At 43.9% G+C, this 14933-nt stretch carries 11 protein-coding genes and 16 tRNA genes; 8 read left to right on the top strand and 19 right to left on the bottom strand.

The annotated features are described in order from the left end of the window. Positions 1–196 precede the first annotated feature (196 nt). From ONZ52_RS22910 to ONZ52_RS22875, 8 genes are all read left to right on the top strand, one after another. Entirely contained in the window at positions 197–778 is a 582-nt protein-coding gene (locus tag ONZ52_RS22910) for a hypothetical protein (protein ID WP_265220895.1), read from the top strand. A gap of 115 nt (positions 779–893) precedes the next feature. Continuing rightward, positions 894–2192, top strand: coding sequence for an imelysin family protein (locus ONZ52_RS22905; protein ID WP_265220894.1), 1299 nt, complete (start codon positions 894–896; stop codon positions 2190–2192). Positions 2193–2486: 294 nt separating this feature from the next. Then, positions 2487–3272 (top strand): di-heme oxidoredictase family protein, encoded by a 786-nt coding sequence (locus ONZ52_RS22900; RefSeq protein WP_265220893.1) that lies wholly within the window; start codon positions 2487–2489, stop codon positions 3270–3272. Continuing rightward, positions 3269–3688, top strand: coding sequence for a di-heme oxidoredictase family protein (locus tag ONZ52_RS22895; RefSeq protein ID WP_265220892.1), 420 nt, complete (start codon positions 3269–3271; stop codon positions 3686–3688). The genes ONZ52_RS22900 and ONZ52_RS22895 overlap by 4 nt, the downstream gene beginning before the upstream one ends. Further along, positions 3688–4746: an imelysin family protein gene (locus tag ONZ52_RS22890; RefSeq protein WP_265220891.1), complete on the top strand. Its 1059-nt coding sequence runs from the start codon at positions 3688–3690 to the stop codon at positions 4744–4746. The genes ONZ52_RS22895 and ONZ52_RS22890 overlap by 1 nt, the downstream gene beginning before the upstream one ends. Positions 4747–4748: 2 nt before the next feature. After that, complete coding sequence (locus ONZ52_RS22885; RefSeq protein WP_265220890.1) at positions 4749–5318, top strand: DUF1513 domain-containing protein; 570 nt, start codon at positions 4749–4751, stop codon at positions 5316–5318. Next, positions 5278–5856 carry a DUF1513 domain-containing protein gene (locus ONZ52_RS22880; RefSeq protein ID WP_265220889.1) on the top strand — a complete coding sequence of 193 codons (579 nt, stop codon included), beginning with the start codon at positions 5278–5280 and terminating at the stop codon, positions 5854–5856. The genes ONZ52_RS22885 and ONZ52_RS22880 overlap by 41 nt, the downstream gene beginning before the upstream one ends. A gap of 112 nt (positions 5857–5968) precedes the next feature. Then, positions 5969–8221, top strand: a complete 2253-nt coding sequence (locus ONZ52_RS22875; protein WP_265220888.1) for a GGDEF domain-containing phosphodiesterase — start codon at positions 5969–5971, stop codon at positions 8219–8221. A gap of 114 nt (positions 8222–8335) precedes the next feature. On the opposite strand, the gene ONZ52_RS22870 is transcribed toward ONZ52_RS22875, so the two are convergent. The 19 genes from ONZ52_RS22870 to pheT form a co-directional block, all read right to left on the bottom strand. Beyond that, entirely contained in the window at positions 8336–9640 is a 1305-nt protein-coding gene (locus ONZ52_RS22870; protein WP_265220887.1) for an OmpP1/FadL family transporter, read from the bottom strand. Between the two features lie 437 nt (positions 9641–10077). Then, a tRNA-Asp gene (locus tag ONZ52_RS22865) sits at positions 10078–10154 on the bottom strand. A gap of 51 nt (positions 10155–10205) precedes the next feature. After that, positions 10206–10281 (bottom strand) — tRNA-Val (locus ONZ52_RS22860). Positions 10282–10313: 32 nt separating this feature from the next. Continuing rightward, positions 10314–10390: transfer RNA gene (locus tag ONZ52_RS22855), tRNA-Asp, on the bottom strand. Positions 10391–10442: 52 nt separating this feature from the next. Further along, a tRNA-Val gene (locus ONZ52_RS22850) sits at positions 10443–10518 on the bottom strand. A gap of 32 nt (positions 10519–10550) precedes the next feature. Further along, a tRNA-Asp gene (locus ONZ52_RS22845) sits at positions 10551–10627 on the bottom strand. Positions 10628–10678: 51 nt separating this feature from the next. Then, positions 10679–10754, bottom strand: a tRNA-Val gene (locus tag ONZ52_RS22840). A 32-nt stretch (positions 10755–10786) separates the two neighbouring features. Further along, positions 10787–10863: transfer RNA gene (locus ONZ52_RS22835), tRNA-Asp, on the bottom strand. 51 nt (positions 10864–10914) lie between these two features. Further along, a tRNA-Val gene (locus ONZ52_RS22830) sits at positions 10915–10990 on the bottom strand. A 32-nt stretch (positions 10991–11022) separates the two neighbouring features. Further along, positions 11023–11099: transfer RNA gene (locus ONZ52_RS22825), tRNA-Asp, on the bottom strand. Between the two features lie 52 nt (positions 11100–11151). Further along, positions 11152–11227, bottom strand: a tRNA-Val gene (locus ONZ52_RS22820). A 42-nt stretch (positions 11228–11269) separates the two neighbouring features. After that, positions 11270–11345, bottom strand: a tRNA-Thr gene (locus tag ONZ52_RS22815). A 45-nt stretch (positions 11346–11390) separates the two neighbouring features. Beyond that, positions 11391–11466 (bottom strand) — tRNA-Thr (locus ONZ52_RS22810). Positions 11467–11511: 45 nt separating this feature from the next. After that, a tRNA-Thr gene (locus ONZ52_RS22805) sits at positions 11512–11587 on the bottom strand. Between the two features lie 40 nt (positions 11588–11627). Further along, positions 11628–11703 (bottom strand) — tRNA-Thr (locus ONZ52_RS22800). A 64-nt stretch (positions 11704–11767) separates the two neighbouring features. After that, a tRNA-Thr gene (locus ONZ52_RS22795) sits at positions 11768–11843 on the bottom strand. A gap of 13 nt (positions 11844–11856) precedes the next feature. After that, positions 11857–11933, bottom strand: a tRNA-Pro gene (locus ONZ52_RS22790). A 301-nt stretch (positions 11934–12234) separates the two neighbouring features. Further along, the gene (locus ONZ52_RS22785; RefSeq protein WP_111607291.1) at positions 12235–12531 is read right to left on the bottom strand and encodes an integration host factor subunit alpha; all 297 of its coding nucleotides are present in this window, start codon (positions 12529–12531) and stop codon (positions 12235–12237) included. A gap of 4 nt (positions 12532–12535) precedes the next feature. Continuing rightward, on the bottom strand, positions 12536–14920 hold the full coding sequence (gene pheT / locus ONZ52_RS22780) for a phenylalanine--tRNA ligase subunit beta (protein ID WP_265220886.1): 2385 nt from the start codon (positions 14918–14920) through the stop codon (positions 12536–12538). Positions 14921–14933: the final 13 nt, after the last annotated feature.

The raw sequence follows: 14933 nt of genomic DNA, 5'->3' as shown, positions 1-14933 counted from the left end.
TATTCCCTTTAAATTCAATCAACTATATAAAATCAAACATTATTTTCAATAATTTAAAAAAGCGCCGATTCGCAAAATCCCAGTAATTTTTTTAAAAAATGCAAACTATTTTTGAAAAAATAACTTGTAAGCTTATACTGTTCGGATATACAGTACTGTATAAATAAACAGTAAAGATAGCTTAAAGGATGTGTATATGATCAAGCTACTAAGCCCCACTCATACTATTCATAAAATTGCACTATTTGGTGTTGTTGCATTGGCTTTATACGCCCCCGTGAAAGACCTACTAAAATATACAGAATCCGTTTTTGCAAAAGAGACAATTCAAATTGTGGATGCATCGTTTGGCACCAACATGCCTTGGCAAGAAGACAGCACCTCTTACGTCAAAGTCAGCCAAAACGCACAAACGAGTTTGTCTCGGGCACAGATTATCTACACAAAGTTACGCTTTAGTAATCCAACGCAAAAACCACAAACTTATCGCAAAATCTGGTTAAACTTTTCTCATGAAAACGGCGACCAAGAATACACCACTGACTACACTCTCTATAACACTGAAACACGTCAGAGACTTATCGGCCAATCTGTACAACTAGGCCCAAACAGCACAATCGAAGTTATCGCGGCCTATCGTTTTATTCCGAGCTACAAAAATAAGTCACCTGTTAGTATGAGTGTCTCGTGGGAAGGACAAAGCTTAATGCGCTACAAAGCTTGTGAATATGATTTAGCAAGCTCTGCTGGCAATACCTTTCAATATCAGTGCCACTGAAGACTGTGCCATGACAAACAATCAATAAATTGTAAAAAATGCGCAAATATCACAGTTGATAATCGTTTTCATTTCTAATACTATGTTGGCACATAAAAATATTGGAGCCTCCAAGATGAAACGATTGTTAACCCCTATCGCAATTTGTGTGACTGGTGCGATGCTCACAGCTTGCAGTCCTGCTGCCCTAAAAAATGAATCTGCGACTGTTACTGCCAATTCTGTTGTTGTTCATTATGCAGACATTGCCGAAGCGGTTTACACCGATTCACTCACAACAGCGCAGACTCTGCGTACTGCTATCGACACCTTATTAGCCAACCCTAATGAAGCAAACCTAAAAGCGGCGCGTACGGCATGGGTTGCTGCTCGTGTACCTTATCAGCAAAGTGAAGTTTACCGTTTCGGTAATCCGATCGTAGATGACTGGGAAGGCAAGGTGAATGCTTGGCCTCTAGACGAAGGCTTGATTGATTATGTAGCAGCTGATAGCTACGGCACAGAATCCGACTTAAACCCGCTTTACGCAGCCAATGTTATCGCATCCACTAGCCTAGTCATTGGTGGCGTAAAAGTAGACACCACTAATATTACTCCTGAGCTTATTGCCGAAAGCTTACAGGAAGCCGATGGTGTAGAAGCCAACGTTGCTAGCGGTTACCACGCTATTGAGTTTTTACTGTGGGGGCAAGATCTAAACGGCACCAATCCAGGCGCTGGCGAACGCCCTGCAACGGATTTTGATGTAAATAACTGCACAAATGGCAACTGCGATCGTCGCCGAGATTATTTAGTGGCGGCTACCGATTTGCTTATTTCAGACTTAGAAGAAATGGCAAACAATTGGAAACAAGGTGGTGCTGCTCGTGTTGCTTTATTAGAGCAAACGCCAGAGCAAGGCCTTGCGACTATTCTTACTGGTATGGGAAGCCTTGCGTACGGTGAGTTGGGCGGCGAAAGAACGAAACTTGGTTTGATGCTACACGACCCTGAAGAAGAGCACGATTGTTTTTCTGATAACACACATTGGTCACATTACTATGATGCAAAAGGCATCAAAAATGCGTACTTAGGCGAATATCAGCGTGTCGACGGTAGCTGGGTGAAAGGCGCGTCTTTGTCTAACCTCGTTGCTAAGCAAAACAAACAGCTCGACAACGAAATGAAGCAAAAACTTAATGATACTGAGGCCGCAGCACAAGCAATGGTTGATGCCGCAGAAAAAGGCCAAACCTTTGATGTCTTGATTGCCATGAACAACACCAAAGGCAACCAACTTGTGCAAAATTTTGTCGATTCATTGGTCGATGAAACTCGCACTACCGAAGACATTATCCACCTACTCAACCTTGAAGGCATTGCACTAGAAGGTTCAGACAGCTTGGATAACCCAAGTGCTGTCTTTGGCAATTAATTATGCGCTTGCAATAAAAACGGCTCTGCATTTAAAACATGGATGAATAAAATGTGTAATATGAGACCTTTACTGCCGTAAGGTAAAGGTCTCTGTATATTAAGTTGTGGTATTCGTCTGTTTATGACAGCAAATTTCAAGGCTTGTGTGTTTTTCGTTGCTGGCGCGTGCGCTGGCTTTTTTTAGCTTTCAGAACCTGGCAATGGCCAGTGATTATTCCACGCCGTTGTCAGGTATTCGAGTAGAAGACAAATTTGAATTTCATATAGGTGAAGGTGTTTTTCAAAATTTTGGGTGCCCGCCCCATCTTCGACAACAGCCAGCGATGGATTAGGTCCTCTATTCAATACTCGTTCTTGCAACAATTGTCACATCAACAATGGTCGAGGACACGCCCCAGAAGCGAATATTAGCGGCCTATCCGTACCGTCTTTTTTAATTAGACTAGGCAAGAGCTATCCCGTATTGGATGAAAACACGATCTATCCCCACGTAGGCGACAAACGTTACGGCCATCAGTTTCAAAGCCAAAGCACCCTTGGCGTTTTAGCTGAAGGTGATTATTCTCTTACCTACAGCACGCATATTGAAACATTAAAAGATGGCACCCAAGTCACACTGAGACAACCTAACCTGCACTGGAATACGCTTCACTATGGCGATTTCGAAACCGATACGGGGTTTACTATGTTGGTATCACCAGCCCTCGTTGGAATGGGATTATTGAATAACATTCCAGACGAAACGATTATGGCAAATGCTGATCCTGATGATAAAAATAACGATGGTATTAGTGGCCGAGTAAGTTGGATCTCTAATAACCAAGAAAAAGTGATTGGTCGTTTTGGCTATAAGGCGTCTGTGGCCAATATCAGCGCGCAAAACCAGTCCGCTTTTAATACCGATTTGGGACTATCAACACCACTAAATCCGTCAGCCTCAGGTGACTGTACCGAATTCCAAACAGACTGCATGACTAGCGCAAACGGTAATAGCATACATTTAGACAACCTAGAAGTTGACAAGCAACAAGCCAGACTCGTTGATCTTTTCATTTCCCTCTCCTCCCCCCTGCAATGAGAAACCTAACCAGCACAGACTTTTTAGATGGGAAACGTCTTTTTGACGACGGTGGCTGTGCCAGCTGCCATATTCCCAAAATGCAAACTGGAGGCTATTCAAGCTTTGCTGTGCTCAACCACCGTACCTTTTACCCTTTTACGGACATGCTACTGCACGATATGGGAGAAGGTCTTGCTAGCGGGTTTCCTAGCTTTTCAGCCAGTCCGAGAGAATGGCGCACAGCACCTTTATGGGGAATCGGCTTGTCTGAAAAAGTGTCCGGCAGAGTGGGCTTTCTTCATGATGGTCGAGCGAGAAATATTGAAGAAGCCATTTTATGGCATGGCGGTGAAGCCAAAGACAGTCAAGAATTTTATAAAAGCTTACACAAAGAGCATCGCAACAAACTCATTTATTTTCTGGAGTCTCTCTAATGAAACACCTGTCAAAACTAATGGCATTCACCATTAGTACAATTACACCTTTGTTTGCCTCAGCCGGTACGTGGGAAGGCCCTCTTACTGGCATCACGTCTCAGGTTATTACCCAAGGTTATCAAGCCTACTCAGCGTCCTCAAAGTCATTACAAGATCTTAGTAGCGCCTTGTGTGCTTCGCCATCAGCACAAACATTAGAAGCAGCAAAGACCGCCTTTAAAATCAACGCTCAAGACTGGCAGCAGGTACAGTGGCTGAATTTCGGTCCTGTTACGTATTTCATGCGCTATTACGCCTTCGAATATTGGCCAGATAAAAAAGGGGTTACTCAACGTCAGTTAAGAGCGCTGGCACAAGGAGATCCATCTGTCATGGATGCGCCAAAATTTTGGACATCCGCTAGCATAGCGGTAAGAGGTTTAACAGCCATCGAAAGCCTACTTTATCATCCTGATTTTACGCCAGTACAATCAACCAGCCATTGCCTGCTACTTGAGAAAATCACAGCACATCACGCAAAGAGCGCTGAAGCTGTATTTAAACAATGGCAAGAAGGTAAGGCACAAGACTGGGTATTCGACGAAGAAGGCATGGGCTTTGATCCAGAAAAAGTAGCATTAGAGCAATTTTTACAACAATGGCTAGAACACATGTCGGCAGTAAAAGACGCTAAGCTTGAAACTCCTATTGGTTATAATAGCCGAGAAAATCTCAAACTTGCTGAATTTTATCGTAGCGACCTTTCTTTGAAAGCTATACAAAAAAACGTGCAGACCTACCGAGAAATTTATCACACGGGTTCGCCTTCTTTGTTTGACCTTGCCAAACAAAGCGATGCAAATCTGGCCGAGCAATTAGAGCAGCAGTTAACGGAAAACACCAAATTAGCGCTACAGTTGCCCGATGACTTTTTTCACGGTAACTACACAAAAGAGCAACGCTTTGATCTTGCACAACCTCTCGTAAAATCCATCTCAAACAGCCAATCTTATTTATCCAGTCTCGTAACGAAACTTGGCTTTCAAATTGGTTTTAACAGTAGGGACGGAGATTAAGCATGTTATCGAGACGATCATTTTTACTGTTGAGTGGCGCTCTTATAACTACATCATCGTGGGCGGCTCTTAGTCAGCAAAAAACAGGCGATACACTATACGCTTCAGCCTACTCACTCGACAAAAATACGCATTTTTTTGGCTTATTTAACGATGAAGGTACGATCCTTTGGACAGCACCATTGCCGCATCGGTCCCATGCGCCAGTTGTCCACCCTAACCAGAGCATCGTTGGTATTGTCGGTAGACGACCAGGTTTTTTTATAGATTTCTTTGACGTATCAAGCAACCAGAGAATAAAACGTATTGAACCAAGTAAAGACCATCATTTCTATGGTCATGCACTGTTTTCCGCTGATGGGACTCAGCTAATCACACAGGAAAATTACTATCCAACTGGCGAAGGAAGGATCTTTATACGGGATTGGCCAAGTGGAAACATTTTACAATCGTTCAACAGCAATGGAATAGGCCCCCATGAGTCTGTTTTTTTAAATGACCAAGTGTTGATTATCGCCAACGGTGGACTTCATGACCCACCCAAGAGAAGACAGAGATATTTTAAACCTTGATACCATGCAACCCAATGTCACTTACCTTTCCTTGAAAGATGGTCGTATTTTAAATCAAGCTTCCCATCGTGACGAATTACACCAATTGAGTATTCGGCATCTTGATGTGAACGCAAAAGGTACGGTTGCACTGGGTTTTCAGTATCAAGGCGATATATGGGATCAAGTTCCATTGGTGGCTTTATCTCGACTAGAGCACCCCGAACTGGATTACCTTTCTATGCCGGACGACATTAGAATTCGTTTTAAGCAGTACTGTGGAAGCGTTTGTTTCGATAAGTCTGGTGATATCTTGGCTATCAGTACCCCCAGAGGTGGCTTAGTCGCCTATTGGCATGTGGATACGAAAACCTTCTTAGGCGTTGAAAATTGCCGTGATGTTTGCGGCCTTGTGGCAACAAGCAATGCCCATGAGTTTCTATTAACCAGTGGCACTGGGGCACAACTAAAAAGCAACCCAGTACAAAACACCAGTAAAATGGTCAAAAATCATACCAACATCCAGTGGGATAACCACTTTAGGCACATTAATATATAAATTTTCATCAAAAATTAAAAACTAACATGGTGAAATTTATATTTTTTAGGTAATGTCTATTTTAGAGCCGCAAATAACTGCGGCTTCTTTTTTGACATTATGAAGTTGATTAATGTTTATTCATTTTCTAAAGCGATATTTTTTACTTAATTCTGACTCAGCGGCTGAAGGACACGAAAAAGTCTTCCAGCAAAGCGCGTTAAGGATTTTACTCGCCCTTACTATCTTTATCTTTGCTGTTTCTGAGCTGCACACTCTTTATTTTATTAACGATACGTCTTTTCTAACGATAAACGCAGGCTACCTCTGCTTACTCACTGGCTTACTGTACTTTAGTAGAAAGTACACTCAACTCACCGCCATCTTATTTCTGCTTACATTAATTACTAGCAGCTTTTTGTTGTTGACTCTAAGTAACGAATTTAACGCTGAAAAGTACGCTCTAATCTCTCTTTATTCGTTACCCTTGATCACACGACTGCTCTTTAGTTTTAGAGCCTCGCTGGTAGCAATGGTGATCAATATATACCCTTTTTATTTGATCACAACAGACAACCTTAGCAGCCTACAAACCGATCTTACCGCGTCTTTTTACTTTCAACTGCTCACCTTTGTCACACTCAATATTGGCTTGCCACTTGCCGTTTCTCGTATTATTCAGACTCTTGAAGACAACGCTTCGCACATGCAACAGCTTTACCAAAAACTCAATGACAATTATGCGCTATATGAAGAGTTCTTTGAGAATACAGGCACACCAACCTTACTTTGTGACCAGCGCGGAAAAATACTAAAAGCCAATCAACTCGCTCGAGAGCTATTATCTGATTCGGAAGAAAATACTGTTACCAACTCCACTATCGCGAATTGGCTATCTCCAACAGGCGAAGCGGGAAAATTTTTTTGGCAATCTAACATCGTAGAATGCACCCTAAAACAAAAAAACAACGTTCATATTGAGGTACGTCGAGCCTCATTAACACAACATGGTTACTATGTTTTGCACTTACAAAACACCACGCAACTAAAAGCCATACAGCAACAACTCGAAAGCACACAACAAACCAATAGTCGCCTCGCCCATTTTGATTTACTCACTCTCTTGCCTAATTACAGGCATTTTTGCAGTCAAACCAATCAACGTATTAATGAACAAGACCGACATCTAACTGGCGCCATGTTCATTATACGCATTAGTCAGTTCAAACTGCTTAATAAACAATATGGTAAAGACAATGCTAACAAAGTCATTCTCAATTTTGCCAAAATGCTGCAAAAAAAGCTCTCAGAACACACCATTATTGGTCGACTACGTGGCGTTAAGTTTTCGTGCTTCGTGCCACTGAGTCAGGCTTACCTCATTCAAAAAAACCTCTCCGCTCTCATTCATTCTGTTCTGCCTAGCCAGATAACCGTTGACGGCAATAGATTGAATATGGACTACCAAGTAGGCATTGCCTACTATCAAACGGATGGTAAAACAGCTGAGGAACTACTAGAACACTGTGAAATGGCATTAGAATACTCCAGTAGCTCTGAGCGTTTCTCCTATTACAACCGCAACCTAGAAAACAAGCTCATAGAAGAACACAAACTCGGCCTAAAACTTAGTACGGCCATTAAGAACAAACAAATTAGTATATGGTTGCAACCTCAAGTAAGGCCAAACGGGCAAATTTGCTCATTTGAAGCACTGGCTCGCTGGCAAAATGATGGGCAATTTATCCCCCCGACCACCTTTATTAAAATTGCCGAAAAATTGGGATTATTACCACTGCTTGCGGAAAATCTCGTTCGAGAACTCGTTAACACACTATCTTCATGGCACAAAGAACACATTTACACTCCGATTGCTTTTAACCTAGCCGGTCAAGAATTGATGAACGATGCTTTTTTTGCACTGTTAATGACGCTAGTTGCCGATAATCCTTGGCTAAAAGACATGTTGGAGTTAGAAATAACAGAGACCAGTTCTGTTATGACGCATCCACTTATCCACAAACGCCTAAGGAGTTTGTCACAATATGGTTACTCAATAGCCATAGATGACTTTGGCACTGGCCAAGCGTCTTTAGGCCAGCTTGTTGATATCCCTGCCAACATACTCAAAATAGATCGTCGCTTTGTTTCTCCACTACCTGGAGATCAGCGCCATGTTGATATTGTAAAATCCACCATTCAGCTCGCAGAGTCTCTTGGTATGACCGTTATTGCTGAAGGCATAGAAACCAAAGAGCAGGCCAACCTTCTTGCTGCACTCGGCTGCAATACACTGCAAGGCTACTACTTCGCCAAACCGTCACCAATGTCGGATTGGACAGCCAAAGATAATGCCAAAGCAAAAGAACTTCGCATGGTATACTGACGCCATCAGTCCTTTTCCGTTTATCTATGCCTTTCTTAATTCAGACACAAAAAAGCCAGCATTCATAATAGAACACTGGCTTTTGAATCAAATCAAATGAGTGAACTGAAAACGCTAGAACGCCATGTTCATCGCAACAGAAACAACATTCGCAGAGGAACTATAATCAGCACTTAACTTACCACGAGCGCGGTCCTCACCAGTACCATCTCGACTAACTGACACATCGTCGATCATCACATGAGTAAAAGCGAACGTAGCCGATGTCATATCATTAAAGTCATACGTCGCACCAACGGATATCCACTTACGATCGCCATCAGGTGTACGTGCTGAGCGGTATTTATCGGTTACAGGAGAATTATCCATAGCCACACCAGTTCGGAGCGTTAACTGATCAGAATAGACATAAGTCAAACCTGCAGAGTACATCCACTGATCTTCGAAACCAAAGGTTAGAACAGAATTTGGTTGAGCGCTATCAAAATCGATATTCAGGCCGTCCATAGATCCCCAGCCAGTTCTAATAGCGGACAATCCAAAAATCAATTTCTGTGTTAGATCTTGCTCCATACTTAAAGTAAGAACAGAGGGCAAAGTAATTGAATCCGATACAGTTGTATCAATTAGGTCATATCCAGTAGTAAGCGCACTAGCATTTAAAGTAGCAACATTCTTATATTTGACATCACCCTTAAAGTCGAAATCCACTTCACTGCGGTAGCCCAAACCAAGGCGAGTCCCTTTTCTTGGCTCCATCGCAATACCGAAGCTATACCCATAACCAGTATCATCTGCTTCAATACGCCCATCACCCTCTACACCCGAAATACCGACAGCTGACCCTAAAACCACTTCGGCTTTATGGACTTGCACACTGGCACCAACAGAAACCCAATCATTCATACGATGGGCAAGAGAAAAACTCAAGGCAATATCTTGAAGTGATGTTTCCGTTGCATGAAAACGCCCCGCCCAATCATCACCATAATCGCCTGATAAACCAAACGGCACATTCAAAGATATGCCCGCTACTGTTTTATCAGACAAAGGCTTTGCAAAGTAAAACGACGGTACAAATGTATTATCAACAGAATCACTGTTCGTCGTAGAACCCGCAATAGCCGTTCCACCAGCAGCGGTTGCATTATTAGCACTAATGTTCGTCACATCCATACTCGGCATAACGTAAGCACCAGACACAAACACAGTCGTTTCTTTAGCATTCACAAAAAGCGCAGGGTTCCAGAAGCTGGCAGAGATATCCGCATTAGACGCCGCGACACCACCCAAGGCTTTACCTGACGCTGTCGCACTATGATCATTTAAAGCAAAACCCGCTGAGTATGCAGAAGACGCTGCTGCCACAGAGGCCGCAACAAGACTTGCTCTAAACAAGAATTTTGAGGAGGTAGTCATAAATAAGCTCCATTGTTATTTTTATTGGGAATTATATTGTGATCTTACAAAACACATATACGCTTCAAGTATAGAAGCACATACCCTGATATTACCAGTAAGTATTTCTTCCGCAATAGCATATTTACACAATATCATTCGAAAAAACAAAAACAGCCAAGAAAAAATAGCATCTAGATAACGAACTAATAGAAAGGTAGCAGAGAATTTAACATATTGGGAAATAACGTAACATAAAGATAAAAAAAGCTTTATGACAGTATAAGTAAGAGGAGAAAGTAAAAATAAAAGGAATTAACTGAGAAGTGAGTCACATGTACTTTCGTACTTTGTTAGATTTGCAAAGCGTCACCTACTTCACTCTGTTTAACTCTGCGTTAAGTCTAAGTGCAAAACTTAGTCGTTAACTGCATCCATTATTTGAATAGCAAAAATAATGGCGGAATGGACGGGACTCGAACCCGCGACCCCCTGCGTGACAGGCAGGTATTCTAACCAACTGAACTACCACTCCAACACAACTGTTTTTAACGTCTCAACAGACGTGCACTTTTCATCGGCAAGATGGTGGGTGTGGAGGGGTTCGAACCCCCGACATTCGCCTTGTAAGGGCGACGCTCTCCCAACTGAGCTACACACCCGCTCGTTAGTTTTACATCCTCTGGGAAGAAGATGGCGGAATGGACGGGACTCGAACCCGCGACCCCCTGCGTGACAGGCAGGTATTCTAACCAACTGAACTACCACTCCAACACAACTGTTTTTAGCGTCTCATCAGACGTGCCTTTTTGCATCGGCAAGATGGTGGGTGTGGAGGGGTTCGAACCCCCGACATTCGCCTTGTAAGGGCGACGCTCTCCCAACTGAGCTACACACCCGCTCGTTAGTTTTACATCCTCTGGGAAGAAGATGGCGGAATGGACGGGACTCGAACCCGCGACCCCCTGCGTGACAGGCAGGTATTCTAACCAACTGAACTACCACTCCAACACAATTGTTTTTAACGTCTCAGCAGACGTGCCTTTAGCATCGGCAAGATGGTGGGTGTGGAGGGGTTCGAACCCCCGACATTCGCCTTGTAAGGGCGACGCTCTCCCAACTGAGCTACACACCCGCTCGTTAGTTTTACATCCTCTGGGAAGAAGATGGCGGAATGGACGGGACTCGAACCCGCGACCCCCTGCGTGACAGGCAGGTATTCTAACCAACTGAACTACCACTCCAACACAATTGTTTTTAACGTCTCAGCAGACGTGCCTTTAGCATCGGCAAGATGGTGGGTGTGGAGGGGTTCGAACCCCCGACATTCGCCTTGTAAGGGCGACGCTCTCCCAACTGAGCTACACACCCGCTCGTTAGTTTTACATCCTCTGGGAAGAAGATGGCGGAATGGACGGGACTCGAACCCGCGACCCCCTGCGTGACAGGCAGGTATTCTAACCAACTGAACTACCACTCCAACACAACTGTTTTTAACGTCTCATCAGACGTGCCATTTTGCATCGGCAAGATGGTGGGTGTGGAGGGGTTCGAACCCCCGACATTCGCCTTGTAAGGGCGACGCTCTCCCAACTGAGCTACACACCCAACAATATCCAACGCTATTGCCAAACTTACTTATTAAGTAAGTGGTGCCGCCACCAAGAGTCGAACTCGGGACCCTCTGATTACAAGTCAGATGCTCTACCAACTGAGCTATAGCGGCTTAACGCTAAATCAAATTGTGATTTACTTATTATCTATAAGTAAATGGTGCCGCCACCAAGAGTCGAACTCGGGACCCTCTGATTACAAGTCAGATGCTCTACCAACTGAGCTATAGCGGCTTAACGCTAAATCAAATTGTGATTTACTTATTATCTATAAGTAAATGGTGCCGCCACCAAGAGTCGAACTCGGGACCCTCTGATTACAAGTCAGATGCTCTACCAACTGAGCTATAGCGGCATTACATGACGCAGTTTACTTTTAAAAACTTCCTAAGAAGTGGTGCCGCCACCAAGAGTCGAACTCGGGACCCTCTGATTACAAGTCAGATGCTCTACCAACTGAGCTATAGCGGCTTTACTAAAAGTAAAATCTTTTTTTGCTCTTTCCCATAATCAAGAAAAGAACTTCGACCAAAACTGGTGCCGCCACCAAGAGTCGAACTCGGGACCCTCTGATTACAAGTCAGATGCTCTACCAACTGAGCTATAGCGGCATTTCTCAAATTTTGGTCGGGACGGCAGGATTTGAACCTGCGACCACTAACACCCCATGCTAGTGCGCTACCAGGCTGCGCTACGCCCCGAAAACTTACATTGAAAGAGTTAAACTCTGTCTCTGTCAGCGGGTGCGTATATTACTATAACAAATTGAAAAGGGAAGACTTTTATTAAGTTTTTTTCAATTTAATCATCATACTAAAATTCAGCCAGATAACTGCTTAAACATTGATCTAAATATCTTTCTCGTTCAAGTTTATGACCAACATCGAAGGGTGTGGCAAATATCACATAGAAAGCCCCAGAAAGACTCAACAGGATCTCCCTATCCTGTAGAATTAAAAAAGCCATCCTACTGGATGGCTTTTAATAACCTAAATAGCAACCTTACTCTTGCATATAGTCTTCTACTTTCGACTTAAGCTTCTGCCCAGGTCGAAAAGTAACAACGGTACGCGCTGTAATTGGGATTTCTTCGCCCGTTTTAGGATTTCGACCAGGACGCTGACTCTTCTCGCGCACTTCAAAGTTACCAAACCCCGACAACTTAACTTGCTGTCTTTCTATTAAAGAATGACGCACGACATCAAAAAAACCTTCCACAAGGTCTTTTGCGTCTTTTTTGCTTAAACCAATGGTGTCCACCAAGTTTTCAGCAAGATCCGCTTTTGTCAACGATCCCATAAATCTACCCCCTTACAACGGCTCCCAACTGCTCAGACAAGGCTGCGACAGTTTGTTCGACTGAGTTGTTCACTTCTTCATCACTAAGAGTGTGTGAAGGATGCTGCCACGTCAAGCCCAAAGCGACACTTTTTTTCGTTTCATCAATGCCTTGCCCCTGATAAACATCAAAAACCAAAACATTTTTTAGCGCATCACCGGCAGCCGAAGCAATGACTTTTTCCAACGCGCTAACAGGCACAGAACGATCAACCAACAAGGCCAAGTCACGACGAACTTCAGGGAAACGAGAAACCGCCTCGTATTCTGGCAAGGTCGCATTTAACACAGCCGACAAAGCAATATCAAAAACATAAATAGGCTGATTTGCACCTAATGTCTTAGAGAGCTGAGGATGCAACTCCCCCATCAAACCGACAAACTGACCATCCAAGAAGATATCAGCAGAACGACCTGGGTGTAAAAACTCGCACTCAGAACGCTCATAAGTTGGTTTGCCGCCATTATTCAAAGCAAACAAAGCTTCTACATGTGCTTTTAGATCATAAAAGTCGACTTTCTCATTGCCGTGGTACCAAGCTTCAGCATGACGAGAGCCTGCAATTAAACCCGCGATCTGTTGCTGCTGGTCTAATTCTGCCAATGCCTCAACAGATCCAATAAAGCGGCGACCTGTTTCAAATAGGCGAACACGAGACTGCTGACGATTTTGATTATAAAGATACGCTCTCACTAAGCCTGGGACCAAACTAGGACGCATTACTCCCATATCAGCCGAAATAGGATTCGCTAATGGCACTGGCTCAATATTCGGCAAAAATTGTTTACTCAATACGGGATCGATAAAACTGTAAGTGACCGCCTCTTGATAACCCTGCGATACCAAAATAGAGCGCAACACTTGAATCTGTGTTTTCGACTCAGGCAAAGACGTAAAATTCACCGCCGCTTGAGGCATAGAAGAAGGAAGGTTATCGTAACCATAGATACGAGCCACCTCTTCGATTAAATCAGCCTCAATCGCAATATCAAAACGATGGGATGGCGCTTTGGTCGTCCAAGCATCGTCTGTCACCTCAATCATCTCTAGGCCAAGACGTGTTAGAATGTCTGTCACCAAGTCCTTGTCAATCGACATTGCCAAATACTGATCTAGCTTTTTACGACGTAGCGTCACAATCGCAGCGTCTGGCAACGCCGACTCAGCTACGGCATGAGTGATAGGCCCCACTTGACCGCCAGCAATCTCAATAACCAACGCGGTAGCACGCTCAATGGCTTTATCTTGAAGTGTGGCATCCACACCACGCTCAAAACGGTGAGAAGAATCCGTATGCAAACCATAAGAACGGGCCTTACCAGCCAACGCCAATGGAGCAAAGAAAGCACTTTCAAGAAAGATGTCTTTCGTCTGTGCACTTACACCAGAGCCTTCTCCTCCCATTATGCCAGCAATAGCCAATGGTGCATTCTCATCGGCAATCACCAAGGTATCATCACGAAGCGTTACTTTCTGACCATCCAATAAGACAATTTGCTCATCTTTCTTCGCCATGCGCACAACGATCGAACCCGACAAATTCGCCAAATCGAAGGCGTGCATAGGCTGGCCTAATTCAAGCATGACGTAGTTGGTAATATCGACAATTGGATCAATAGAGCGAATGCCACTGCGGCGAAGCTTCTCCACCATCCACAGAGGCGTTTGAGCACTTACATCAACGCCACGTACAACACGCCCCAAATAACGAGGACAAGCGTCTGTCGCCTCAACTCGCACTGGGAAAGCATCATCCACAACAACCGTAGCGGGTGTAATTTGTACCGGAGTCACATCCAACTTATTTAACACGCCCACTTCACGAGCTAAACCAGCAACACTCAAACAGTCACTGCGGTTAGGCGTTAAGTCGACATCAATAATCTGATCATCAAGCCCTAAAAACGCTCGGAAATCTTCGCCCGTTTGGGCACTGACGGGCAGTTCCATAATGCCATCATGGTCATCACTCAAGCCCAATTCAGAAGCAGAGCAAAGCATTCCAAAGGATTCCACTTGACGCAGTTTGGCCTTTTTGATTTTAAAATCCGCACCCAATACGGCACCAATTTTAGCAAAAGGTATTTTGATACCAGGACGTGCATTTGGTGCGCCACAGACAACCTGAAAAGTTTCTACGCCATCAGATACTTTGCACACTTGCAATTTATCGGCATCCGGATGAGGTTCAGCACTGATAATTTCTCCTACGACAACACCTGTAAATGCCGACGCTACGGGTAATACTTCATCCACTTCAAGGCCAGCTAGGGTAATCTGAGCAGCCAAGTCATCACTACTGATACCTGGATTGACCCACTCTCTTAGCCAATTCTCACTAATTTTCATAACAATATCCTAG

The organism is Marinomonas rhodophyticola (assembly GCF_026113935.1).
GTDB lineage: Bacteria > Pseudomonadota > Gammaproteobacteria > Pseudomonadales > Marinomonadaceae > Marinomonas > Marinomonas rhodophyticola.
The sequence above is the reverse complement of the archived record's forward strand: the minus strand, read 5'-3'. Positions and strand labels throughout refer to the sequence as shown.

What these genes read in the sequence shown, in the direction of transcription:
- ONZ52_RS22910 (WP_265220895.1), top strand. Translation starts at nt 197, where the DNA reads ATGATCAAGCTACTAAGCCCCACTCATACTATTCATAAAATTGCACTA.
- ONZ52_RS22905 (WP_265220894.1), top strand. Translation starts at nt 894, where the DNA reads ATGAAACGATTGTTAACCCCTATCGCAATTTGTGTGACTGGTGCGATG.
- ONZ52_RS22895 (WP_265220892.1), top strand. Translation starts at nt 3,269, where the DNA reads ATGAGAAACCTAACCAGCACAGACTTTTTAGATGGGAAACGTCTTTTT.
- ONZ52_RS22890 (WP_265220891.1), top strand. Translation starts at nt 3,688, where the DNA reads ATGAAACACCTGTCAAAACTAATGGCATTCACCATTAGTACAATTACA.
- ONZ52_RS22885 (WP_265220890.1), top strand. Translation starts at nt 4,749, where the DNA reads ATGTTATCGAGACGATCATTTTTACTGTTGAGTGGCGCTCTTATAACT.
- ONZ52_RS22880 (WP_265220889.1), top strand. Translation starts at nt 5,278, where the DNA reads ATGACCCACCCAAGAGAAGACAGAGATATTTTAAACCTTGATACCATG.
- ONZ52_RS22875 (WP_265220888.1), top strand. Translation starts at nt 5,969, where the DNA reads ATGTTTATTCATTTTCTAAAGCGATATTTTTTACTTAATTCTGACTCA.
- ONZ52_RS22870 (WP_265220887.1), bottom strand. Translation starts at nt 9,640, where the DNA reads ATGACTACCTCCTCAAAATTCTTGTTTAGAGCAAGTCTTGTTGCGGCC.
- ONZ52_RS22785 (WP_111607291.1), bottom strand. Translation starts at nt 12,531, where the DNA reads ATGGGATCGTTGACAAAAGCGGATCTTGCTGAAAACTTGGTGGACACC.
- pheT (WP_265220886.1), bottom strand. Translation starts at nt 14,920, where the DNA reads ATGAAAATTAGTGAGAATTGGCTAAGAGAGTGGGTCAATCCAGGTATC.